Annotated in this window: 16 protein-coding genes; 5 read left to right on the forward strand and 11 right to left on the reverse strand. The window is 41.2% G+C overall.

Going from position 1 to position 24457, the window contains the following annotated elements:
- Positions 1 to 86 precede the first annotated feature (86 nt).
- The 6 genes from L2748_RS09925 to L2748_RS09950 form a co-directional block, all read right to left on the reverse strand.
- The gene (locus L2748_RS09925; protein ID WP_248957691.1) at positions 87 to 521 is read right to left on the reverse strand and encodes a hypothetical protein; all 435 of its coding nucleotides are present in this window, start codon (positions 519 to 521) and stop codon (positions 87 to 89) included.
- A gap of 129 nt (positions 522 to 650) precedes the next feature.
- Positions 651 to 1520 (reverse strand): phosphorothioated DNA-binding restriction endonuclease, encoded by an 870-nt coding sequence (locus L2748_RS09930; RefSeq protein ID WP_220782642.1) that lies wholly within the window; start codon positions 1518 to 1520, stop codon positions 651 to 653.
- A 224-nt stretch (positions 1521 to 1744) separates the two neighbouring features.
- Entirely contained in the window at positions 1745 to 6970 is a 5226-nt protein-coding gene (dptH, locus tag L2748_RS09935; protein ID WP_220782644.1) for a DNA phosphorothioation-dependent restriction protein DptH, read from the reverse strand.
- Positions 6951 to 8300, reverse strand: coding sequence for a DNA phosphorothioation-dependent restriction protein DptG (gene dptG / locus L2748_RS09940; protein ID WP_220782645.1), 1350 nt, complete (start codon positions 8298 to 8300; stop codon positions 6951 to 6953). The genes dptH and dptG overlap by 20 nt, the downstream gene beginning before the upstream one ends.
- 2 nt (positions 8301 to 8302) lie before the next feature.
- Entirely contained in the window at positions 8303 to 9898 is a 1596-nt protein-coding gene (dptF, locus tag L2748_RS09945; RefSeq protein ID WP_248957692.1) for a DNA phosphorothioation-dependent restriction protein DptF, read from the reverse strand.
- 612 nt (positions 9899 to 10510) lie between these two features.
- The gene (locus L2748_RS09950; RefSeq protein ID WP_220782648.1) at positions 10511 to 10813 is read right to left on the reverse strand and encodes a YkgJ family cysteine cluster protein; all 303 of its coding nucleotides are present in this window, start codon (positions 10811 to 10813) and stop codon (positions 10511 to 10513) included.
- A gap of 348 nt (positions 10814 to 11161) precedes the next feature.
- Between L2748_RS09950 and L2748_RS09955 the strand changes: the two genes are divergently transcribed.
- From L2748_RS09955 to L2748_RS09965, 3 genes are all read left to right on the forward strand, one after another.
- On the forward strand, positions 11162 to 11545 hold the full coding sequence (locus L2748_RS09955) for a VOC family protein (RefSeq protein ID WP_220782649.1): 384 nt from the start codon (positions 11162 to 11164) through the stop codon (positions 11543 to 11545).
- 216 nt (positions 11546 to 11761) lie between these two features.
- Positions 11762 to 12238: a GyrI-like domain-containing protein gene (locus tag L2748_RS09960; protein WP_220782651.1), complete on the forward strand. Its 477-nt coding sequence runs from the start codon at positions 11762 to 11764 to the stop codon at positions 12236 to 12238.
- A gap of 179 nt (positions 12239 to 12417) precedes the next feature.
- Positions 12418 to 13110: a helix-turn-helix transcriptional regulator gene (locus L2748_RS09965; RefSeq protein ID WP_220782653.1), complete on the forward strand. Its 693-nt coding sequence runs from the start codon at positions 12418 to 12420 to the stop codon at positions 13108 to 13110.
- 240 nt (positions 13111 to 13350) lie between these two features.
- Here L2748_RS09965 and prpF read toward each other — a convergent pair whose 3' ends face one another.
- The 5 genes from prpF to L2748_RS09990 form a co-directional block, all read right to left on the reverse strand.
- Positions 13351 to 14586, reverse strand: coding sequence for a 2-methylaconitate cis-trans isomerase PrpF (prpF, locus tag L2748_RS09970; RefSeq protein ID WP_220782655.1), 1236 nt, complete (start codon positions 14584 to 14586; stop codon positions 13351 to 13353).
- Positions 14587 to 14908: 322 nt separating this feature from the next.
- A complete protein-coding gene (gene acnD / locus L2748_RS09975) occupies positions 14909 to 17533 on the reverse strand; it encodes a Fe/S-dependent 2-methylisocitrate dehydratase AcnD (protein ID WP_220782657.1) in 2625 nt (874 codons plus the stop codon).
- Between the two features lie 166 nt (positions 17534 to 17699).
- Positions 17700 to 18824 (reverse strand): bifunctional 2-methylcitrate synthase/citrate synthase, encoded by a 1125-nt coding sequence (prpC, locus tag L2748_RS09980; protein WP_220782659.1) that lies wholly within the window; start codon positions 18822 to 18824, stop codon positions 17700 to 17702.
- Between the two features lie 208 nt (positions 18825 to 19032).
- Positions 19033 to 19911 (reverse strand): methylisocitrate lyase, encoded by an 879-nt coding sequence (gene prpB, locus L2748_RS09985; RefSeq protein WP_220763063.1) that lies wholly within the window; start codon positions 19909 to 19911, stop codon positions 19033 to 19035.
- 97 nt (positions 19912 to 20008) lie between these two features.
- Entirely contained in the window at positions 20009 to 20671 is a 663-nt protein-coding gene (locus L2748_RS09990; protein ID WP_220782660.1) for a GntR family transcriptional regulator, read from the reverse strand.
- Between the two features lie 1572 nt (positions 20672 to 22243).
- On the opposite strand from L2748_RS09990, the gene L2748_RS09995 reads away from it, so the two are divergent.
- Both L2748_RS09995 and L2748_RS10000 read left to right on the forward strand, forming a co-directional pair.
- Entirely contained in the window at positions 22244 to 23041 is a 798-nt protein-coding gene (locus L2748_RS09995) for a hypothetical protein (protein ID WP_220783582.1), read from the forward strand.
- Positions 23019 to 24218, forward strand: coding sequence for an EAL domain-containing protein (locus L2748_RS10000; protein WP_248957693.1), 1200 nt, complete (start codon positions 23019 to 23021; stop codon positions 24216 to 24218). The genes L2748_RS09995 and L2748_RS10000 overlap by 23 nt, the downstream gene beginning before the upstream one ends.
- Positions 24219 to 24457 lie beyond the last annotated feature (239 nt).

Genomic DNA, 24457 nt, shown 5'->3' on the forward strand with positions numbered 1-24457 from the left:
ATAGTTATAATGGCGGCTTGACCCCAAATGAATCTGAACGAAGATTTTGGAATACGTACAAGTCCGTGTCCAGTTTTACTTGACCACTACATTAACACGGAAAAAGACCATAAAAAAAACATACCATGCCGACTTAGGACTCCTGATAGCTCTTCATTTGAATTTTGATTAGCTGCAATATTTTTTTCTTCAAAAAAATAATCTGCTGCAATTCCACCAAGTGTAGCTATACAAAAAGTAAAAACAGATAAATTATCCAAAGTTTGCTCTGATTTTACATCGCTACCAGGAAAAAAACCTATCCATATCCCCATTGTACCTAGGCCTAGAGCAATAACTGAAAACATTATAAAACTTGGATTTCTTATAATATCAAACAAACTTGAAAGCATGACTCTTAATAGTTCAAACCAAGCATTCATAGGCATCAGTACTTTTCTAAAAAGCTTATACACCATATTTATCATCCTTATAACCCTTACCACTATCTTATCAAAAGTAATTTTGATTTTATTGAACATTAAACATTCCCTACAACTCTAAATTTATTCACTTGCATCACTTTAATAATATTAATATGAATACTTCTCATCAGTTTACTAGTTCATACCTATCATCATTACATCCTGATAAGTACTCGATTCCCATACCTACTTCAGTACCTCTTTCTGATGCCAACTCAAGTAGTCAACGTTTGGAAACCAGTTGACCTTCTTCGGTAAATTAATTAACTTACCATCAAAGTCAAAAAACAAACGTTGTGCTTGCTCCCCACCATTAAGGCTATCTGATAGCTTTACTTTATAATCTTCAGTAATTGAAAATGCACCTTTATCAAAGGCTTTATGGTGAACAGCACATAAGGTTAAACCATTGGTTACATCGCACGGCCCATGGAACTGCTTCCATTTGATATGAGCTGCTTCTAAGCCTACAGAGATATCGTCCATTCGCATATCAAAACCACAAACCGCACACTGGTAGTTATAGGCGCGTAATACCTCTTTCCTAAATCTAGGGTCTCGCTTCTGAACCTGCTTAAAGCTGAATTCAAGGCCTAGGTGACGCGTAATATCATCAACAATACTCTGTGGAAAACTATCTTGTAGAATTGTTTCTAGAAGCTCTAGGGTTAAGTTAGAGTCTTGTTTAATCAATTTATAAGCAGCAGCGTTAAAACCACCGCTTACCTGGTGTTTAATTAGTTCACGTTTGCTGGGGTCTGTATTACTCTTACGAGGAATGCAGTTTTCAGCATTATTTAGCGTCCAAATATTATCGTTTATTAATCGCCAAAATGGGTACTCAGCATGATAAATTGACCGAGCTGGACCAAATCGTTTAAGCAACTCAGTGACCTCTTCGTCAACTTCAGTTTCATAATCAAAATATTGACCATGACCTTGGAGATACTTCGAGAGTGCATAGGCCATCATTAATGGTTTGTTAGGTGCACGCTGATCACTTCGAGACCATCGTTTTACAGCTAAGACTGCAGCCCTAAGTTCATTTGGCGTCATTTAAATGCTCCATTTCAGCTAAAAGCATTAATATTGGCTTCGTGACACTAGAATTGATCAAACTTAAGAAGTGATTGATATCTTGGTTTTTGAGATTTAAATCCATTTAATTGACTCAGTTATCTGTATTTATTTGATTATATACATTTATTTGGTGCTAATAATATGCGCTATCGCAAAAAACACCCCGAAAGGTGTTTTTTATCAGTCTGTTAGGTAACTCGTTAACCAAGCAGCTCCCAAAACGCTTTATCTTTGATCTTCTGCACCTTCTTATCGCCATCGACATACAAGCTGTAGTGCTTATCTAGCTCACGTATGCTCTTCATCAAGTTCTCTTGATCAGCCTTATCATCCTTGTTGAAGATTGACTTGATGTCCTGATTCTTAATCTGCGATACTCGATGCACAATCCAGCTTAAGATGTAAGACGAATAATCATTTTCGCTAGTCTTAAAATGGGTGATATCTTGAGTCGACAAAATCACCCCCACTCCGTATTCACGGCCTTCCTTTAGGATATTACGAAGACTAATAAAGTTTTGCGACATAAAATTATCTGCTTCATCAACCAAAATGAGCTTAGATACTTGCCTCAAATCGCCTTTTACTTCTGGTTTGCCTTCTTTCTGCATTTGCGAATAAAAAAGGTCCAAAGTTAAAGCAACGACTAAACTTTGTACTTCCCTAGGGTTTTTCGCCACCTCTATAACTGTAACCCCATTTATTAATTCATATAGACTCACCATTTTCTCTGGGTCTGTTTCGAATATTTTTAAACGAGCCAGTTTTGACAATGCAGCATATAATGAGTCTTCCTCTACTTTTTCTTGTGCTAGAAAAAGATCCCAAATATTTTCAATGGTTGGCGCAGGTCGTTTCCAAGTTTCAGGTTTTTCAGAATTGATACCTGCTAAGTCATAAGCTTCTAAAATAATATTCTCTAGCTTCAATTGCTGTTTAGGACCTAGCTTGTATGCTTTTGTCATCGTTTCAGCAAAACTTGTTGCAGTGTGGATTGGCAACATAGGTGTATCGCCAAATAAGCTTAAGGGGTTGTAGGGCAATTTAAATAATTTGTACTTCTTTCCATTAGTTGCAGTTAAGAACTTCTCGTCGACATAATCTGACTTGTAATCGAAGATCAAAATACCAATGGGTTTGCCATCAACATTGCGGTCTTGCTGGCGATACAACTGTGTGACTACTGACTTGGTACACTGCGTTTTACCTGTGCCCATGGTACCGATAATGCCAGAGTTGGTATTCATAAATTTGGCGGTATTAGTTGGCTCCCAATACACTTCAGCACTGTCACGCACGTCATGACCCACTAGAATCTTTATCGGCTCATTATCTAGCTCAGGTTGATTAACTGGAGTTGGCTCCGCTGTATTGGAAGGTACATTCAAATCGCTAACTGCTGTATCAGGCTCTTTATTTGCAAGCTTGCTATCTTTTACTGGGTCTTTATTTGGTAAAAAATCACTGAGCTCGATAGCGCGACTTGAAATCGCAGGAGTATCCACACTTGTGCTTTCTTGAGCAGCTGTATGTGATTCAGGCAAAATCAGCTCTGGTTGTTTTCTCGTTTCACTTGAATGATCAGCACCAAGCAAATATTTTTCTGGGATATGACAAAGGTGCTCGGGACGAACATCGGTCATTAACTGTTGCAGCGGTGTACTCACCAGTTGTTTCAAATAACTAATAGGCAGCTGAATTTTTAAGATGTTGTCGACTTCATTAAAATCTGCTTCAAAAAAGGTATCGTTTTCAACATGAGATAGCATAAAACCGTCTGGATAGTTTGCTAGCTCAGCAATACTGTAGTCACCTTGTAACCACCATTCTCGATCAGCTAAGAACCCGTCAAAGTAAGTATCTGAATAAAGATTATATAGCTCATACTTGTCTATCTGCATCAACACCTGTCGGATGAACAGGCCACGATATAACATGCCTGGAAAATCATTACGGCCCAGTATATCTTCACACAAATAGCGTTTAAGCTCTTTAGCTTGCTGCACACCTTTACTGTGGGTTTGTTTGATGCCGGTTTTCACTTCAAGTGGTAACACGTACAACTGTTTATCTTTAAAGCCGACAAACAGCACATCATCAGAGATGAGGCCAGACTTGTAACCTTGGACGTTACGCGAGAAGTCACTATCAGACATCTTAAGACCGATGTTACCTGTTACACGGATCATCTCAGCAACCGAGAGCGGTACCCAAGTAATGTCAGATTGAGACAATAAGCAGTTGACGAATTTATACGCCCCAATAATGCCCTTTTTCTCTTTACGCTCGTTTGCATTAGCAGTGATCATTTTAAGCAACCACTCACCATTAAAGGCATTAAACTCTTCAGTTATCCCGCCTTCGTCCTGCTCGAGCACTTTCTTATAAAGCTCAGTTTGGCGAGTAACGGTAATTGCGTCGTAATTCGCCGAGTTGGTGTAGTTATCCGAATAATGGATCAACACCATGTCTTTTGCGTTCTCGAAAAAGTCTAAGGTCACCTTAGGGTCAATAATGGTCGTCCAGATTGAGCTGACATAAGAACGCTCTAGTAAGGTTTTAAAGTTATCACTCACCACCAGCGCCATAGACTTTGAGTTACCCGTCGGCTCGCTTGATAGACGGGCGGGCTTGATGAGGCCTCCAAGCTTTTGGGCGATTTGTAGATGTGGTTGCCCTGCGGTGTCCACATTCTTAAGGCCGAATGCAGTAAAGTAGCTGTCTTGCTTATTGGCAGCGGCTTCGCCTGCCATTAGACCATGACAAACTACTCCACTTAGCTGTTTATCTACATTGACATCTCTTGGCTCTACCTTGCTGTTATTTCTAAAAAAGCTAAGGTGTGAATAAGCTTGTTTGCCATCAATTTTGCCATTTTCAAACTTACTATAGGTAAGTCGAGTGCGTAGCAAATCGATAATCATATCCGCTTGCTCACGTACCGCGCCTTTATCGAGTTCATATAAGTTTTTAAGCTCATCGTAACTCGCCGTCTCGGCGAAGCGATCGAATTCGCTATAGACGAGTTTATCGTCATACAGATTCACATGAACTTGGCAGACCTTGTCTTTATTGGCCTTAACAAAATCAACCAGCCCCATAAAAATTTCGTGGTTTGATTTGTTATTAACTGAGTTAATAATCAATGTCGCTTTCGGGCCTGCATTAAACAGCGCCGAGAAGGCATTTTTAAATTCACCGACTTTATCTTTTACTAGCTTACGTACATAAGAAAAGCTCGTATCTTGTTGTGGTACGAGTTCTAACCAAAAGCTATTTTCTTTCTCTAACTGACTGAAGGCAAAACCATGAATAGGGTCGTAGATAAAGGGTAATAGTCCACGGGCATTTAGCCTATCAAGGGTCACTTTTGGCAGTGTCTTAAAACTATGGCTTTGATCTTGGGTTACATGCTCAGCTAATGATAAATAGTAAGCAATGACCATAGGGTGGAATGGCGTAATATATTCTTGGCCACCAAAGGTCGCAAATCCGATATTAATCAGCTGTTTTTGCTCTGCTGTAAGCAAAATATCATCACCAATAGCGCTAATCGCATCATTGTATTGTTTTACAACCTGCCCGGCTAAAACACGATACTCCGGCCCCCAACTACAGAGGCTCGGTAATGTACGGTGTTCATGGTAATAGTCAAATAATGCTCGATAAGCAACAAACAGCGACGGATATGTTGCCTCAATATCGTTGAGAGCTAACGGATTTTTTTGCTCATCGCGCCTTGTGAGTAGTAAGCCGTCAACTATTTCAGCTTCCCACTGCAATAGGGTTAAGCGTTTGCCTTTGGGTGAAAGCTCTTTGTTATCGAGTAAGACTTTATTTTTTGCGCGATTAAAACTACCAAGATAGTCATCTTGGTATAGCCGCGTAAATCTGTCTTTATCTAAGATCAGTGGCAGTGTTAGTGAGTCAGTTGCGATTGCGCCTTCAACATTGAACGTTAGCCATGAGTCTTGACCTTTAACCACAAAATGTAGCTCATCAGACTCGTTCGCTATCTGCTCGAAATTAATCTCGCTAGTCGTTTCATTGTCGAACACCTGACCAATCTCATCGAGTACCGCTTTAGCGCCTTCTTTACCACCGTCTATGCCAATCACAAAACTGCTGTCTTCTGTTTGCAGTGTGATCCGCGCGGTCTTCTTGGATGAAGTTGGTGGTTCGATTAGGAAGTTATTTCTAAAGGCATCGATATAGAAGTCACCGCTTTTAATGACTAACACTTTAAACTTATAGCGTTCTGCTGTTTTCTCTCGTTTTAGGTCAAGAGTGAAGAACATCGCTTTACCTGTATAGGCACCAGTAACCGTAACTCGGCTACGCTTTCCGCCTGAGTTCACTGGATTTGCGATTTCAATTAAGTCCGTTTTATTGTGCAGAATTGAGCACTGCTTACGTTCGATTTTACCGCCAATAAACGTCAACTCGAAGCCAAAGTCTTGTTGGTCTTCCTCTACAACCAAAATCAAATGGCGCTCTCTGCGACCCGCCTTAGTTTCTGACTTGTTCTTTGCTATTAGCTCTCCTTGCAGGATCACCTCACTTTCGAGCTCTAATAGGTTTTTTCTGTTTGCTTCCTGCTCTTGCTTACATGCACTAAATTCTAATTCGGTTTTCCAACTTTCAAGGCCTTCGCCGCCAAAATTTCGCTCAACAAACTTAGAACCGAAATCTTTTTCAGCAAGCTTTTCTTCTAATTCATTAGGGAAATGATGAGTAATACGTTCAATATCTTCATATAGCCGTTTGTTCTCATCAAGTCGTTTATTGATTTGTTCTGGTTTACCATCCCACGTCAGAATTGCAGGGTCATTTAATAAGCCCAGCTCGCTAAACTTGAGGTCACCATCGAGTAGTGCATTGTAAAGTTTTTCAAAACCAAACATGGTTGCGCCATCATCTACGATTTGATTAAACCTATGCTCAAGTAAACATTCTGAGACTTTGCGAGTCCCGTTAACGTCATCGATTAACTTGTACATTGCTTGTTTAATCTGCTCTGGGTGCCAGATACTTGCAGGCTGTGCCACATTTTCAGCAGAATTAATCAGCGTGTCTAGCATACTATTGTGGATAACTAGCAATGCACAGTCTTCAAACTCACCGAATTGCCCAGCAACTTCATCGCGCAAGTGTGAGATGAAGTTCTCTGTAAAACCAGGTGCCGTATTCGAGTCTTCGCTATGTAATACCGGCAAAAGACGAGAGTGACCACATGTGACTATTGATAACTTTGTGCCTTTAACATCAATCGTGCCATCGGCTTTTGATACAATCGATTCAAACAGTTTCAAGCTATTTTCATTATCAGGAGACTGGAACTGATATCGATAGCCAGGCTTAATGGAATGCTGTCCCCAATTTAGGAATTGTTCCGCTAGAAAATCATTAAATTGTTTTAAAGACATATACTGCATCTCCACTGTCACTCATACGCTCAACATTGCCGATGCGTTCGTAAAATTCGATTAAAGCCTGTTGGCTTTGCTTGTCAAAAAAGACACCTCTTGCTTCGAAAGCTAAGATAAGTTCATGGAATCGCAGCTTATCTTTTTCACCCACTGCAATATTGGTCAATAGAATAAGGTAGTCTTGATTAAACACCATTACTCGCCCTGCACGCCCCCTACTCTGAATAAAGTGAGAGCAAAGCTCAGCTTCTGCTGATTTGACGTATTGCAAATTGATATCGTATCGGGATTCACCACGACCGAATTGCGCTGCACCTAGCTTTAATAAGTTGTCGAGTTGATCTAGAGGGTCTCTAGAATCCGATAGGCTGGTATTAAGTTGTCTGGTTTCTTTAAATTCAGCTGCGTAGTTTTCAAGTGCATCTACACATGTTGGGTGTTCTGCTAAGTTTTGCGCAAACGCCCAGATGGGCATAATCTGATTTTTGCTATTTTGTAAGCTTTCATTCATCGATAAGTAAGGAAAGATACTCCAAAGCGCTGTAGACAATTGCTTATGCCCATAGTCCTTTACCAATTTGCGCTCATCACTTGCTTTTTCGGTATCTAAAATGAAGTAATGTAACTTAGGGCATGGCTCACCTGAGCGCCAATCTTTTAAATTTAGTGCCAATTGCGCAGTATACAAGTGTGCGTATAGTCGAAGAAAATCTTTGAAAATAGACAGTAAATATTTAGGCCGCTTACTTAAAAATGTAAGATCTTGTTGAAAATGGTTAGCCATAAATGGCAAATATGGCGCCTCTTTAGTCACTACATCACCCTCTTCAGGATCCTGAGTTTTAAGGTGAAGGCTGAGTACGTCATATAGCTGCTGCTCGAGAAAGTTTAGCTTTGCATTTGGTTTTTCTGTAAAAGAAAAATCTTGTAGTAAGCTAGCAAACATATTGCCTAACCGGCTGTTTGGCGTATTACCCACAGCCTTATTCGTTTTGAACAATAAGAATTCTGGTGCAATCTTAAACAGTTCATCACCTTGAAAATACATTTTATCGAGGATCGGCCAAAAATCAGCTTCATCTAACTTACGCAAGAATGTCTTTTGGCTCGCTTCTTTGAAGTCTGTTAGTTCAAATTGCTTTTTCTTTTTACCCGCTAGGTCTGTAGGATCTTTAACCAGAATAAATTCTTTTCTATACGCGTGTTTTACCACGTGGCCTAGTGCACTGTCCCAGTCAAAAACGTCATATCTATCTTTTGTTCGGATAGGAAAGTAACTGTTTAACGTATTGTTTTTTACCTGCAACTCAGATTTTAATCGCAACATAATTATAGGCCACTCACTTCAAATTCATCAAAATCGTCGTTTGCAATTTTGTATCGGTCATTTTTGTAAAGTATGTGCAAAGTACTCGTTTCATTAGCTACTTCAGCTATCTCTTCAACAAGCTCATCTAAGAGCACAACGGTATTTTTATCGTGCTTATTAGGGCGATATCCTTCAACAATACGCAGCATCAGACTTAATAAGTTGATGTTTGTCGGTAATTTCACGATACGTTTACCCACTTTAAAATAGGTATTGAAGTGTGATGTTTTAGTCTCTTTATCTTCGGCTATCTGGGGCACATGAACTTTAAGCTCTAAATCTGCAGCTAACTGGAAACCATTGTGTTCAGAAATAAAGAACTCGCCTTTGCCTAGCCTTGGCGCATTACGATTGTTGTATTTATGGACAGCAGCAATTGCGACATCTTTATAATATTGGCGTAATGCCAACTTATGCTCATCGGAACCATCAAAGTGACAATGTAAGTGCCAAACCTCAGAATATTTCTTAATCAGGTCTTGTTGAAAATCACCACAAAATGAAAGGTGATAGTTGTTAGCAAACTCTGAATTTTTTAACAAATAGAACAGTCTTAGATAAGATTCAGGCGCTAGGGAGCGAGTAAAGCCCTTTAATAGAAGGGCTTCTACAAATACCTCGTAGTTATGATCAGGTAAGCCTAAGCTTCTCGATAAAATGAATTTATCTATATGCTGCGTTCGGATATTAGCAGGATCAAAATCTACAATTTTACTGGCTAATTCGTTATCAGTGCCTGTGAACAAGTTATCAAATAAATAACCAGGTCCTGCTAATAAATGAAACACAAAATCAAGTAATGCACGTGCGGTTAGGAACTGGTCCTTAACTAATCTAGCTTTAAATAAAAGCTCAATAATTGTTTGCTGTACCGCTTCATCGCTTAAGAGCTCATAATTGGCACACAACTTCTTGTCTACTGCTTGCGTTAGTGTTTTTTCGTGATCAAAATGGTCGCGGATGATGTTATTAGTCGGCGCTGTGAGCTTTTGAAACAGCTCTTTTACAAACTCAGCCGTATAACCATTTTTCCCTAATACAAACTTGGGAAACTTTTCAAAGTCTAAAAACTGGTGATTGGACTCAGTTGGTGAGTCATCGAGGAAGCTCTTTATCGATGATTTAATATCATCGTGCAGCTCTGCGCCTTCTTGCGCATAGTTGCCAAGCATACCGACGTTAATACCAACTACGAGCGTTTTATTAGAAGTACGGTTTTCTTCAAATAAGGTATCAAGTGTTTGAATTGCATTAGACGTTGGTGAAAAGCTATGGGTCGCATCTAAGTGAAACTTATAGCGGTCTTTAAACATCGCCATTTCACAATAACGCGTTAAGATTTCAGACTTACCGTCGCCACTACTGCCACATAGAAAGATAATGTCATCTTCCGTTGCATTAATCAGTGCTTCTTTAAAAGCCTGTTCAATGTTGGTCGTAATGAATAAATAATTTTTTATCTGATCTTCGATAGAGTTATCATTTTGATGCAGAGTACGCACCGCATACGGGGATGATTTTGATAAAACAGATAACGCAGATTTAAACCTTAACATAACACTCCAAGCAACATAGCGTTAGCGTGGTAAGTACTTATAAATGTATGGCAAGGCAGACTTGGATTGAGTATCAAATATAGAGCTCACTTATTGTGTGAACCGCACTTTGATTTAGACTCATCTTGAAGCGTCTCTTCCTTAAGCACTTACTCCTTTAATATATGCCCATACAATACGTGTTTGTATAAAAAATACAAGTGAGCCTATTCTTAAAAATCATATAGATGTCTCATTTTTAGCATGAACATCGACTACGAAATTGAATCGTAAATAATTTACTGAAGATAACTAGGCATGGGTGATAGTAACATAGTGTCAAACACAAGGTACACAACTGTATAATCACATGACATAATAGAAGTACCTAAGCAAGCGTTCATTATGTTTCAATCCCGGTGCAGCTTTGCTTTATAAAAAAGCAGACAAGTTCTAACACGACTAATTTAATTGCTGAATTTCGCTACCGGCAGCTGTTCAAGAATACCGAAAAACGGATCAACAGCTTAATTTTATCTGCAGCCTGCAGATATGAGGCAAAGCGTTATCAACGACATAACTCATACACAAAAGAAATGCCGTCATGCTTTGTTAGAAAGGGAATAAAAAAATTTAAAGCAGCTCTTTACGCTCGCTGATGCACTCGTACGAGCCCATTTCAAACAAACGGCAGATCCATGGTCGGTTTTCATAAATCGTACACATTAGGGTGTCTCTATCGACTGCAGAGCACCAGCCGTCATCTAGGCGCAACATGGTTTCGGCGCCATATTCGTCAATACTGATGTGTTCATCGGGAACGCCGGTATCTGTCACGATCATCACTTCTAAACGGCAGCAACAGGCTTGGCAGTTTGAGCAGGTGATCTCTGCGTTGAGTACCGGTTCGGATATGTCTTTTACGTCAATGTTCATAAACAGCAGTATTAAATTTAATGGCCGCTAGGATACGCTAAAAGCCAACATTTCTCGACCTCTTTGCGGCTTTGAGGGCCTGATCTAGCCTAATTAGCCATAGATTTAGCCGCTTTTCGATTTATTGCACACGACACCATCGATAAACGCTCATTTTTACAGCGCGATTGCTTATGAGATGCGACTTCTCTGCTAATAAGAGCTAACCCTTAACCCTACAAATCAAATATGCAAAACACTACTGACACTATGCTGTCAGTAGCCCTCATTTATGCTTGTTTCAACGCTAACCGATGGCACTTATATCAAGTGCCACTTAGCCGGTATTAATCTTAAAAGGAGTTAATTATGTTGGAACAAGCACCGTTAGTTTGGGGCGAGATTGCAGTCGCAGATATGGACAGAGCCGTGGCTTTTTATAGCAAGCATTTTGATGTTTGCTTTCACCGTGAAACCATGAACGATATGGAGATGGCCGTTCTAGAAACTGCTGATAAAGAAGCGGCGAGCATAGGCTTGGTGAAACACGAAATGATGCAGCCGTCTGCTCACGGCAGCGTACTTTATCTGCATTTAGGCCCGCAACTCACGCCATTAGTTGAGCGCATTAGCCAGGCCGGCGTAAAAGTCTTACTTCCTGTGATGCCAATTAAAGACGGCGAATGTGGCTTTATTGCATTGTTTGAAGATAGTGAAGGTAATACGGTCGGGCTTTGGTCCAAGGAAAAATAGAACTAACGTTAGTGTTAGCACGGGGACTAAGAAATAGCCCAATAAAGCTAATGTTTGAAACAAGAAAGGCGCTTTTAGCGTAAACAACACAGTGCGCTTGCTGCCATAGCGGCAAGCAACTGATTATTTATAAGAATTGCTCTGTTTGTATTGGCCTGCTTATTTGGGCAACTTATTTAGACGGCTTATATGGGCGAAGCAAGAAAGGAACATGGAATGAGTAAAAATAGTAATGAAACCCTATCGCCACAATTAGTTAATCAGCCTGCTATTGAGGTCTTTGGGCTCGCGGTCACTACTTCAAACGAGGCAGAGCAACACCAAGCGACGCAAAAGATTATGCCACTGTGGCAAGCGTTTATGCAGCGCCCTGAAGTCAGTAGTAATACCACCTCGCCTATCTACGGTTGTTACTACCACTATGAGTCTGACCATAATGGGCAATATTCTATTCTGGCTGGGTTAACACTTAACGAACCCGCTAGCGCAGATTTAACTGAGGTTGATTTAGTTGCAGGCAAATACCTAAAATTTAGTGCCACTGGCGAAATGCCAGCGGTGATAATCGCGCTTTGGCAACAAATATGGCATTATTTTGAAGCAAAAGATTGCCCATTTGAACGCAGCTTTGACACAGATTACGAGTGTTACACCTCCACTGCCGGAGTCGATATTTATATTGGTGTTAACTAATAGCTGTTATAGATTGCTATCTATATACCGCTACTATTTATAACTACTCTTTATAACGGCTAGCTACAGCCACTGTGTTTGCTATCCGTGTACTGTCACTGGGTAACATCAGTAAAATATTCAGTGCCTTTTAAAAAGGCCTAACCAAAGAAAACCTAACCCTAGCTTGCAGGAACCCTATGCGCCGCGCAGACCGATTATTTCAACTTGTACAAATACTCCGTAGTCGGCGTTTAACCACGGCCCAGCAATTGGCCGAGCGGCTTGAAGTATCGACCCGAACCGTATATCGCGATATTCAAGATTTATGTTTAAGCGGCATTCCTATCGAGGGCGAAGCTGGCGTGGGTTACCTGCTTAGGCAAGAAGTCAGTGTGCCACCGCTGATGTTTAACGAGGCTGAGCTTGAAGCGATTCAAGTGGGGATGCGCATGGTGCAAGCCTGGGGCGGCAGCGAGTTATCGAGTGCGGCTAAACAGGCGATGATTAAAGTCGAATCAGTTTTACCCGAGCGCTTAAAGGAATATCAGTCGTTGATGTTTGCCCCCGACTTTTACATCGATAATGACGAATTTAAATTTTTGGATGCACTGCGTAAAGCTTCTCGCCTGCGAGAATACTTATTAATGGATTACCGCGATGCAAAAGATGATTGCACTCAACGAGAATTGCGGCCACTCGCGATCTACTTTTGGAAAGGCACATGGACGTTACTCGCTTGGTGTGAGTTACGTAATGACTTTAGAAATTTCAGAGTCGATAGAATCGTTAATATCACCAATCTAGGCCGCTACTTTGCCGTTACTGCCGGGCAAGAGATGCATGATTACATTAAGTTGATGGAAGCTGAATACGGCGGGACTTATTCGTAAGTGTTGTTATTGCCGCTCTGATTGTAAAAGTGATTGTAAGAGTGACTGATGCTGTTGTTCGCGCTGTTAACAAAGTACTCAATAAATTTGTGAATCAAGTTTCTAATACATAGCCCCAAATACATCGCCCCTTAAAAAAGCTATGACCGTAATTTTCCAAGCACGTACCACATAAAAAAAGCAGGCATTCATTATCGAATCGCCTGCTTTGTTGTTTTTAGCGCTAGATTTTTAAAGGCGCTAAATGGCAGTGGCAGGTACGCGAACCCAACCTTCCATTAATACCCTTGCGCTGCGGCTCATCACAACTTTATTCACCTGCCAGTTACCGTCGACTTCAGTCGCTTCAGCGCCTACTTTTAGGGTACCTGATGGATGACCAAAGGTGACAGAGTCCGAACTAGCACTATTGCTCAGACTCAGGCTCTGACTGGCAGCTAAGTGCACTAAGGTGCCCGGTATTGCCGCTGCGGTACCAATAGCCACTGCAGCTGTGCCCATCATGGCGTGATGCAGTTTGCCCATAGACAAGGCGCGCACGTTTAAATCGATATCGGTTTTGGCAATCTGTTTACCGCTTGATGAAGTGTAATCTATCGGCGGCGCTACAATTGCTACTTTGGGCGTGTGCTGACGGGTCGCCGCTTCGTCGATATGTTTGATTAGCCCCATTTGCACTGCGCCATAAGCACGGATGGTTTCAAACATGGCAAGCGCCTTTGCATCACCGTTAATGGCGTCTTGCAATTCTGCGCCGCTGTAACCTAATTCGCTGGCGTTAATAAACACGGTTGGAATACCTGCGTTGATCATGGTGGCTTGCAATACCCCACTTTCTACAACATCAGTAGGCACTTTCAAGTCATCAATTAAATTACCGGTTGGGAACATCGCGCCCTCACCGTCTGCTGGGGCTAAAAACTCAACTTGGACCTCAGCTGCAGCGAACGTGACGCCATCTAACTCGAAAGCTCCGGTTTCTTGCACTTCACCATTTGTCATAGGTACATGGGCAACAATGGTTTTTTGGATGTTTTTTTGCCAAATTCGCACAAAAGCAATGCCATTTTCTGGTACACGGCAGCTATCGACTAAACCGTTACTAATGGCAAACGAGCCAACCGCTGCAGTTAAGTTGCCGCAATTACCGCTCCAATCCACAAACGGTTTGTCGATGGCTACTTGACCAAATAGGTAGTCAACGTCGTGATCGGCTTTATCGCTTTTAGCTAAGATAACCGTTTTACTGGTACTGGATGTTGCTCCGCCCATGCCATCGGTTTGTTTACCGTAAGGATCTGGGCTGCCAATGACTCTTAGTAACAAGGCATCACGCGCAGCGCCAGGTTCCTGTGCCTCAATAGGTAAATCGGTTAAATTAAAAAACACCCCTTTACTGGTACCGCCGCGCATATAGGTCGCAGGCACTTTGATTTGTGGTGCAAATTTTGGTTTTGGATCTGTTGATGTGGTCATGTGTTTTACCTTGTCAATCCCTACTGCCTAGTCATTTCAACGTTAAATGAGTCCGAGAACAATGATAATGTGCTCGGTAGCTTCTTTAATTTGCTGCCGCACAGACTCTCGTTGCCAAAATATAAAGTGTGAAATTGAGTTGACGATATTGCTGACTATATGAGCTTTGGTGGCATGGATGCCACCGCAGAGCCTACAAGGATGTACTTGCGGCGTCTCATATAGATTGCAATATCGTCTTATAACGTTTGTAGCTCAATATTCCTTCAAATCTGGCATTGCGACTCTTTATCCGCTGAAGGCTCATGTTGAAGACTCTTCATTACGTTGAAGACTCTAAAAAATCTTGGGCGAAGCGCTGGAGGATGCCACCCGCTTCATAGATAGAGACTTCATCTAGAGTGTCGAGTCGACACTTAACTGGGATCTCAAGGGTTTCACCATTACTACGGGTCATGATGACCGTGAGCATTGCGCCCGGTGTACGTTCACCGAGTACATCAAAGGTTTCCGTACCATCAATTTGATAGGTATGGCGGTTATCGCCGTTAGTGAACTCAAGCGGCAATACGCCCATACCAACTAAGTTAGTACGGTGAATACGCTCAAACCCTTCAGCCACAATCACTTCAACACCAGCAAGACGCACACCTTTTGCTGCCCAATCGCGGCTTGAACCTTGACCGTAATCGGCGCCAGCAATAATGATCAGCGGCTGTTTACGCTCCATGTAGGTTTCAATCGCTTCCCACATGCGTGATTCAACACCTTCAGGCTCAATACGGGCGTAAGAGCCCTGTTTCACCTCAACTTCGCCATTGCGGCCAATTTGCGTCACCATTTCGTTAAACAACTTAGGATTTGCAAAGGTGGCACGCTGCGCCGTTAAGTGGTCGCCGCGGTGCGTTGCGTATGAGTTGAAATCAACTTCTGGTAAGCCCATTTTATCCAAATAAGCACCAGCAGCACTGTCGAGCATAATCGCGTTTGATGGCGATAGATGGTCGGTGGTGATGTTGTCACCGAGTACCGCTAATGGACGCATGCCTTTCATGGTGCGCTCGCCTGCTAATGCCCCCTCCCAATAAGGTGGGCGACGAATATAGGTACTTTGTGGACGCCAATCGTATTGCGGATCATTTTGGCTGCCATATTCCACTTTTATGTCAAACATTGGCTCGTATACTTTGCGGAACTGCTCAGGCTTAACGCTTTGGGCGATTACCGCGTCAATTTCTTCATCAGACGGCCATAGATCTTTAAGTAAAATGTCGTTGCCATGATCATCTTGCCCTAAGGCATCTTTTTCAATATCAAAACGTATGGTGCCCGCAATAGCATAAGCCACAACTAATGGCGGCGACGCTAAAAAGGCTTGTTTAGCATATGGGTGAATTCGACCATCAAAATTACGGTTACCACTTAATACCGCTGTTGAGTATAAATCGCGTTCAATCACTTCTTGTTGAATTTTAGGATCCAGCGCGCCGCTCATGCCATTACAAGTAGTACAGGCAAAACCGACAATACCAAAGCCTAATGCTTCAAGCTCAGTTAACAGATTGGCGTCTTCTAAATACAGCTGCACCGCTTTTGAACCTGGTGCAAGTGATGTCTTAACCCAAGGCTTACGCGTTAGACCTTTAGCATTGGCGTTACGGGCAAGCAGACCGGCGGCTATCACGTTGCGTGGATTTGAAGTGTTAGTACAACTGGTAATGGCGGCAATAATACACGCACCATCAGGCATTAAGCCTGCTTTGTCACCGCTCATATCTTCAACTTCACCACTAATGCCTTTTGCGGCAAGTTCGCTGGTTGATACACGGCGATGTGGGTTTGACGGGCCAGCAATGTTGCGGCCTACACTTGATAAATCAAAACGCAGTACCCGCTCATACTCGGCATCTTGCAAGCTATCTGCCCACAAGCCTGTTTGCTTGGCATAGGTTTCAACTAGCTTAACTTGGCTTTCGTCTCGGCCTGTCAGTTTTAGGTAATCAATGGTTTTGTCGTCGATATAAAACATGGCAGCAGTGGCGCCAAATTCTGGGGTCATATTCGAGATGGTTGCTCGGTCGCCTAAGGTTAGGTTGCTTGCCCCTTCGCCAAAGAACTCAAGGTAAGTCGACACCACCTTTTCATTACGCAAGAACTCGGTAATTGCCAGTACTATATCCGTTGCAGTAATACCGCTTTGACGCTCGCCCACCAGCTCTACACCGACAATATCCGGTAGACGCATATAAGATGGACGCCCTAGCATCACGCTTTCGGCTTCAAGACCACCAACACCAATGGCGATAACGCCTAAGGCATCAACGTGTGGTGTGTGGCTGTCGGTACCAACTAAGGTGTCAGGAAAGGCAACGCCTTCGCGCGCTTGAATAACAGGCGACATCTTCTCTAAATTGATTTGATGCATAATGCCGTTACCCGGCTGGATCACATCAATGTTTTCAAAGGCTGTTTTAGTCCAGTTGATAAAATGGAATCTGTCGTCGTTTCGTCTGTCTTCAATGGCGCGGTTTTTCTCAAACGCGTCTTTTTCAAAGCCCGCATGCTCCACTGCTAACGAATGATCCACAATCAGCTGAGTTGGCACAACAGGGTTCACTTTTGATGGGTCGCCACCTTTATCAGCAATCGCATCACGCAAACCGGCCAAATCCACTAATGCGGTTTGACCAAGAATGTCGTGGCACACAACTCGGGCTGGGTACCAAGGAAAGTCTAAATCGCGCTTACGCTCAATGATCTGTTTGAGGCTTGCGGTTAATGTTTCTGGCGTGCAGCGACGTACTAAGTTTTCGGCGTAAACACGTGAGCAATATGGCAGCTTGCGATATGCATCAGGGCTGATGGCATTAACGGCCGCTTCTGTGTCGAAATAATCAAGATCTGTTCCAGCTAACGCTTTGCGGTATTGGGTATTTAATTGGGTCATAACGCGTTCCATTTAAGGCATGGTGACAAATGGAAAACTCAAACTCTTTATTATGTTTATCGCTATCGATTAGCGTTGAATATTTTTGATAGAGATTGAGCAATAAATAGTTATACAACTACCCCTTAGTAGCAAAACCGCACTACTAAGGGTTATTTAACTATGATTATCTTTCACTTATAGGGTTAACTTTGCGTGGCTCGCTACCTGTGTAGTCAGCACTTGGGCGGATAATGCGGTTGTTTGAGCGTTGCTCCATCACGTGCGCCGCCCAACCCGTTAGGCGTGAACAAACAAATATTGGGGTAAACAGCTTAGTTGGAATGCCCATGAAATGGTAAGCCGATGCATGGAAGAAATCAGCGTTACAGAATAGCTTCTTGGTGTCCCACATAAACTCTTCACAGGCGACTGAGATATCGTAAAGTGAGGTGTCACCAAACTCATTTGCCAACTTTTCAGACCAAGCTTTGATGATCACGTTACGAGGATCTGACGTGCGATAAATCGCATGACCAAAGCCCATGATCTTTTCTTTGCGCTCAAGCATGCCAGCCATTTGGATTTTTGCATCTTCAGGTGAGCTAAACTGCTGGATCATATCCATTGCCGCTTCGTTCGCGCCGCCATGCAATGGGCCGCGCAGTGTGCCGATTGCGCCAGTAATACACGAGAACATATCTGATAAGGTTGATGCACATACACGAGCGGTAAAGGTTGATGCGTTAAACTCATGCTCTGCGTATAAAATCAGCGACACATCCATTACGCGGCGGTGCTGCTCTGATGGTGCTTTGCCATTAAGTAGGTGCAAGAAGTGACCACCAATTGAGTCTTCATCGGTTACGCAGTCAATCTCTACACCTTCATGAGAGAACTTGTACCAGTAACACATGATGGCCGGAAACGCGGCTAATAAGCGGTTTGCCGCTTGGTTTTGCTCGCTAAAGTCATTTTCTGGCTCAAGATTACCCAAGAATGAACAACCAGTGCGCATGACGTCCATTGGGTGGGCGTCTGCTGGAATGCGTTGCAGCACCTCTTTTAGTGCCTGTGGAAGATCGCGCTGGGCAAAGAGTTCGGTTTTATAATGATCAAGCTGGGTTTGATTAGGTAGCTCGCCGTTAAATAGCAAGTAAGCCACTTCTTCAAATGAAGCGTTATCAGCAAGATCTGATACGTCATAACCACAATAGGTTAAGCCAGAGCCTGACTTACCTACAGTACATAAAGATGTTTCACCTGCGCTTTGACCACGTAGACCTGCGCCACCAATCTTTTTATCAACCATTGCTCTCTTCCTTTTATTTGTTTACCCGTCAGCCGTAGCTGCAGGTTATTTTTATATTTATTACGTTTGCGCTTATCCATCATGCAAACGTTTGTAAGGTTTTATCGAATAGGTACTTCTCAATATTTGGCAGCTTAGCGAATGGCAAACATATGCTTTACTGCCGTTTTACTTAATTCATTTATTGCCTATTACCGCTAGTCAGCAGTTACAGGTTCTTTCCTTCAGCAAATAGCTTATCTAACTTTTGTTCGTAATCGTGGTAACCCAAGTAATCGTATAGATCCATACGTGTTTGCATTGAATCTACTACTGCTTTTTGGTCGCCATTTTCTAAAATTGAGCTGTACACCATCTCAGCCGCTTTATTCATGGCTCTAAAGGCACTTAATGGATATAACACCATTGATGCGCCCCACTCGCCTAGTTGCTCTTTATTCCACAATTCGGTTTGGCCAAATTCAGTAATATTGGCAAGGATAGGTACATCGAGGGCATCAGAAAATGCGCGGTAGTGCTCTTCCGTTTTCACCGCTTCGGCAAAAATACCGTCAGCGCCTGCAGCCACATAGGCTTTAGCACGGGCAATTGCCGCTTCTAAGCCTTCTTGAGCGAACGAGTCTGTACGCGCCATAATGAAAAAGTCTGGGTCTGTGCGCGCATCTACCGCCGCTTTAATGCGATCGACCATCTCTTCTGTTGACACAATCTCTTTATTTGGGCGGTGACCACAGCGCTTTTGCGCGACTTGGTCTTCCATGTGCACTGCGGCAGCGCCGGCTTTTTCCATATCACGAATGGTTTTAGCAATGTTAAACGCGCCGCCCCAACCAGTGTCGATATCAACCATTAACGGCAAGTCACAAGCTGAAGTGATGCGCTGCACATCAACAATCACATCGTTAAGCGATGTCATGCCAAGATCCGGTAAACCGTATGATGCATTTGCGACTCCGCCGCCCGATAAGTAGATCGCCTGATGACCAATCTTTTTCGCCATCATGGCCGAGTAAGCATTGATGGTACCCACGATTTGTAGGGGCTTATTGGCCGCGAGTGCTTCGCGAAACTTCTTTCCTGCGCTCATGTTGATTCCTTTTGTTTATCGCTCGCTGTACATAAAGTTCAGCATGGCAATATTGATAATGATGTTATAACGGTCAATTGTTGAATTTTTATGCTGCTTAATCATTCGCTAACTTATTTTCGATACTCGATTTTGAGTACAAAATATGGCGACGCATTAGCATTTCAGCTAACTCGGCATCGCGATTACAAATCGCTTGAACGATATGTTTATGCTCATCAAAGGCGGTAGTCACTCGCGAGCCAGTCATGCCCAGTTGCACGCGGTACATGCGTACGAGGTGATAAATGCCATCAATAAGCATAGAGATTAAATGCTTATTCTTACTGCCTTGAATGATCCGATAATGAAAATCCACATCGCCTGCTTCTTGATAATAACTGCCCGCTGACTGTACGGTCTCAAAATGGCTGTTGAGTAGCGTTTGTAAATTATCAATTTCTTGATCGGTCATATTTATTGCCGCAAGCCTTGCCGCCATGCCCTCAAGAGATTCACGCACTTGATAAAGCTCAAGTAATCCTGCTGGCGTTAAACTTACCACTCGTGCGCCAACATTGGCTTTGCGCTCTACCAGGTGGCTTGCTTCTAAACGATTAATCGCTTCGCGAATAACTGCGCGGCTTACGCTGTATTTTGTCGACAACTCGGTTTCACTCAGCTTGGAGCCCTGCTCGATCTCGCCTTCCACTATCGCTTTGCGTAGCTGAAAGAAGGTTTTATCTGCGCTGGTAACCGGCTGTTCGTTAAAGAATGTCATTGGCAAAATAGAATATTAGCTCTTAATGGATTGTCGACAATCTAGCCATTATTATAATTATAGTCAACAGTAAACCAACAAATTGTCGACAAAGTAAGAGTAAAGTCTAAGGGACAGGTTTTAACCAGTTGGCGAATTAAGGCACAAAAATTTTACAGTTTTTCATCGAAATGAGATGGGTTAGTTCAAGGTGATTAATAGTATTTGAATGATGAATTAGTTAGGTAGTACAGCTTTAACAACTGACTGCTTTGGGGATTAAAGCTGTGATGCTCGGATCATTAAATAAGCTCAAGCTAGCGGCTTGATATAAAAATGCAGCACCTAAGCACTGCATTTCTTGTGAAGCCTTGGTTCGGTATTTTAGCCCTAAGCCAATTGCCTACTTTAATAAAAATTTCGCTTTATTGACCGCTTTCGTGGTTTCAGCCTCAACTTCAGTAACTCCCCTTACAAACTCTTAGCTATAACTGTAACCTTCAACAATGCCAAAGGTGCAAATGTCATCAGCTTATGAAGCTGCAAGGTATTAACTCATTAAACTTGACCAGTCGCCATAAAAGCAATTAATAGCAATTCGGCTATAATTTGCCAAGATAAAAAGGCTGCCTGACTTTACAGTGTTGTTAAGCAATTTTGCCCCTTTTTTGTTTCAAATTAGACAGAAAACAAAGCTTCATAACTACAACTGTAATAATTTCGTTACAGTCAGCACTGTTATGATGAAATAATCTTGAATACATAACCTGCAGTAGATTGTTTTTATTAAACTTTGACAAGAATAAGAATAAGAATATGCATAGGCGAATTAATATTGCCGCTGTGAATATTCGTGTACTTATAGAAATTAACCCCCTATTTACTCAAACTTACTCTAGGATAAAAGTAAAATAGAACCTACAAGCAAATCGATAATTTTCCATAATAAGTCCCCAAAATATAACTATCTAAGTCTTATAGTCACTAGCTTCAGTAATAACTCATCTTTAAATTTAAACCAGCAATCTTCAACAAGGTAGCGACTCTTTTTCATCGAATAACTTATATCAAGTTATGAATAGTATTTTTACCAACACTATCAAGAAGAACCCTTACATACTAACCCTAGGCATTCTAATTTAAACAACAAAAACGACTTGCCGTGTTATTAGTGCTATATGCAATTTAAAATTACACACTACAAACAAGCAACAACTGGTAACACCAATGGGAAACTGATGAATAATGAAAGAGTTACAGCACTCCATTTTAACGAAGAGAGCCATAAAATGTGGGTTACATATACGACATCACTTCCAGAGGAAATAAATGGCGTTAATAACCAACTATATTTAGGAATATTAATTTATCTAAAAAAAAACAACGGAACACGTTATGACCTGTACAAATTACTGTTACACAAAAAACAACTGTTACACAAAAAACAAGCGACGCCATGTTTTTTCAACATTCCTGAGAAATGTACGAGAAAATAATCTAATTTCTCAGGAACAGCTTTGTTTAGAACTTAGAGATCATAGCAGTTTGTTTTATAATTTAGATTCCATTACTGTAAGTAGATGGGAAAGGGGGGTGAATATCCCCTCTCTTGCCAAACAAGCTAAAATCGTTGAATTATATGACAATGAATTGACTTGTATTTATGCATGTGACCAGAAGTTCCTTCAAGAGTCGACTCATTTAATTAAATGTCATTCTAATCAGCAGAAATCCATCCACCCCTACTATAAGAATGATGAATATAATATACAAACAATAGACATTAAAGATGATAGTTTTTATCTCGTATTGAGAATGATCCTGCGATATGAGGGCAATCCTACTTTAATGTTACAGCCACCATTACAAGAGTTTGATAGCTTAAACGATTTAAAGATTTCTGTGGCAACTGCGGTTAATGGCCAAATTGTTGGGCATTGCCTTTTTCTTACAACAACTGAAAATGTACTAACCGAGATAATAGATACAAGTAAAGACTTAAGCGCAATTATAAACAGTAACAATGATAATGAACATGATGCAATGCTGGTATTTTCATCTTCAGGTGCAACAAAACAAGTTGAGAATAGCATCATGTCGACCTATCTTCACCATTTTTCACAACAGAGGAAAATGCGTTGCCTTTGCTTTTATACATGCGATGGTAATTTAGCAAAGACATTAAACCTCGCAAAATTAAAGACATACAGAGTTACAAAAGTAAAGTTTCAGGGAAGAATCATAAATATAAGATCCTATTTATTAAAGAGATCAGAGTTAATGGCTAATCGTTTTTTACTAAAGTTGGCAATAATCACACCGAAGCAACTAGGTTGCCTGTTAGGAGCAAATACAAAGGAACAAGTTCATGAATGTACTCATTGTCGATAAATGCAAATTCGCGAGGAGTATAACAAGAGCAAAGTTTTCTGAAGTCTTTAAGGGGCTAGACGTCGTGTTTGAAAACGCTGAAAACAGTAAATCTGCAATTAGTTCGCTAGATAATACACAAACAATAGGTTGCTCCAGAATAAACCTGCTCATTATAGATTTGAGCATCATGCTCGATGATAAGTTTACTCTTATAAACTATATGGTTGGGGTTAAGGACTATTTTAAGCCAGTCATCATTATTGGACTTGCCGACAATTGTTTATTTGAGTTTGTTTCGAATAATGCTTTAGAGTTGAATTTGAATTTGGCTGACATAATTAAAACACCTTTAAAACATGCCGATATTTATAATATTGTAACAAACAAAAAATGTAAACTCAGCTCAAATAAACCGTCTGACAATATTGGTTTTATTTTTGGCGCTACATGTATAAAAGAAGATTTCAACAAGAAAAACCTATGTCTTTACTATCAACCCAAAGTAGATATTAAAACAAAAAAAGTTGTCGGATTTGAAGTGCTATCCAGAATAAAAACAAATAACAACACCATATATCCAGATGAATTCATCCCTTTATTAGAAAAAGAAAAGCAAAGCTATAAGCTAACAAAATTCGTTTTTAAAAAAGCACTTAACCATTGGGAAAGCATACCTAGTCTTAAAGATTACAATCTATCGATAAACATAAGTGCTGACGATCTACGCCGAGAAGGTTTTGTCGAGGAAATAATTAATCACTATGGAAAGCATAGAGATATTGATATGACATTTGAACTAACGGAGTATGCTCCAATAGAAAATGAATTTCTAACCTTTGAATCAATCAACAAGATTATTGCTAGTGGAATAAGATTTTCTCTAGATGATTTTGGTAAAAGTTACTCGAATTTAAAGAGGTTAGATTCCATTCCATTTGACGAAATCAAAATAGATAAAGCTTTCGTGTTTGACATAGATGTGAATCGTCAACATCAAGCCATTGTGGAAGCTATAATCGAACTTGGAAGTAAATTGAATATTAAGGTTACTGCAGAAGGCGTCGAAACTCACCTTGTTTTAGATATGTTATATAAAATGAATTGCCAGTATGTGCAAGGGTACTACTATAGTAGACCATTATCAGCATCAGAGTTATTACCTTGGATTGAAAATTACAATAAAAAATTCCAATAACTGCTATAACATTACTGCTAATCAACTTGAATATTACGAGTACAATACAAAGCCAAGGGGAATAATACTTTAACCGTACTCTCACCATCAGCTAGAAATCACATACAGCCTTTCTTAAGTATTACGTTGTTAATAGTTCATCTAACTTTGAGTATCCACATCACTACTCACTTGGAAATTTCGACTATTCTACTATGGTAAAACTTAACCGCTCATGTAAACTCATAACATACTGACTT

Source organism: Shewanella sairae, assembly GCF_023283535.1.
Taxonomy (GTDB): Bacteria; Pseudomonadota; Gammaproteobacteria; order Enterobacterales; family Shewanellaceae; genus Shewanella; species Shewanella sairae.

Excerpts from the sequence above, each read along its gene's own strand:
- prpF (WP_220782655.1), bottom strand. The coding sequence starts at position 14,586 with ATGACCACATCAACAGATCCAAAACCAAAATTTGCACCACAAATCAAA.
- acnD (WP_220782657.1), bottom strand. The coding sequence starts at position 17,533 with ATGACCCAATTAAATACCCAATACCGCAAAGCGTTAGCTGGAACAGAT.
- L2748_RS09965 (WP_220782653.1), top strand. The coding sequence starts at position 12,418 with ATGCGCCGCGCAGACCGATTATTTCAACTTGTACAAATACTCCGTAGT.
- dptF (WP_248957692.1), bottom strand. The coding sequence starts at position 9,898 with ATGTTAAGGTTTAAATCTGCGTTATCTGTTTTATCAAAATCATCCCCG.
- L2748_RS09955 (WP_220782649.1), top strand. The coding sequence starts at position 11,162 with ATGTTGGAACAAGCACCGTTAGTTTGGGGCGAGATTGCAGTCGCAGAT.
- L2748_RS09950 (WP_220782648.1), bottom strand. The coding sequence starts at position 10,813 with ATGAACATTGACGTAAAAGACATATCCGAACCGGTACTCAACGCAGAG.
- dptG (WP_220782645.1), bottom strand. The coding sequence starts at position 8,300 with ATGTTGCGATTAAAATCTGAGTTGCAGGTAAAAAACAATACGTTAAAC.
- L2748_RS09930 (WP_220782642.1), bottom strand. The coding sequence starts at position 1,520 with ATGACGCCAAATGAACTTAGGGCTGCAGTCTTAGCTGTAAAACGATGG.
- L2748_RS10000 (WP_248957693.1), top strand. The coding sequence starts at position 23,019 with ATGAATGTACTCATTGTCGATAAATGCAAATTCGCGAGGAGTATAACA.
- L2748_RS09990 (WP_220782660.1), bottom strand. The coding sequence starts at position 20,671 with ATGACATTCTTTAACGAACAGCCGGTTACCAGCGCAGATAAAACCTTC.
- L2748_RS09960 (WP_220782651.1), top strand. The coding sequence starts at position 11,762 with ATGAGTAAAAATAGTAATGAAACCCTATCGCCACAATTAGTTAATCAG.
- prpC (WP_220782659.1), bottom strand. The coding sequence starts at position 18,824 with ATGGTTGATAAAAAGATTGGTGGCGCAGGTCTACGTGGTCAAAGCGCA.
- dptH (WP_220782644.1), bottom strand. The coding sequence starts at position 6,970 with ATGTCTTTAAAACAATTTAATGATTTTCTAGCGGAACAATTCCTAAAT.
- L2748_RS09925 (WP_248957691.1), bottom strand. The coding sequence starts at position 521 with ATGTTCAATAAAATCAAAATTACTTTTGATAAGATAGTGGTAAGGGTT.
- prpB (WP_220763063.1), bottom strand. The coding sequence starts at position 19,911 with ATGAGCGCAGGAAAGAAGTTTCGCGAAGCACTCGCGGCCAATAAGCCC.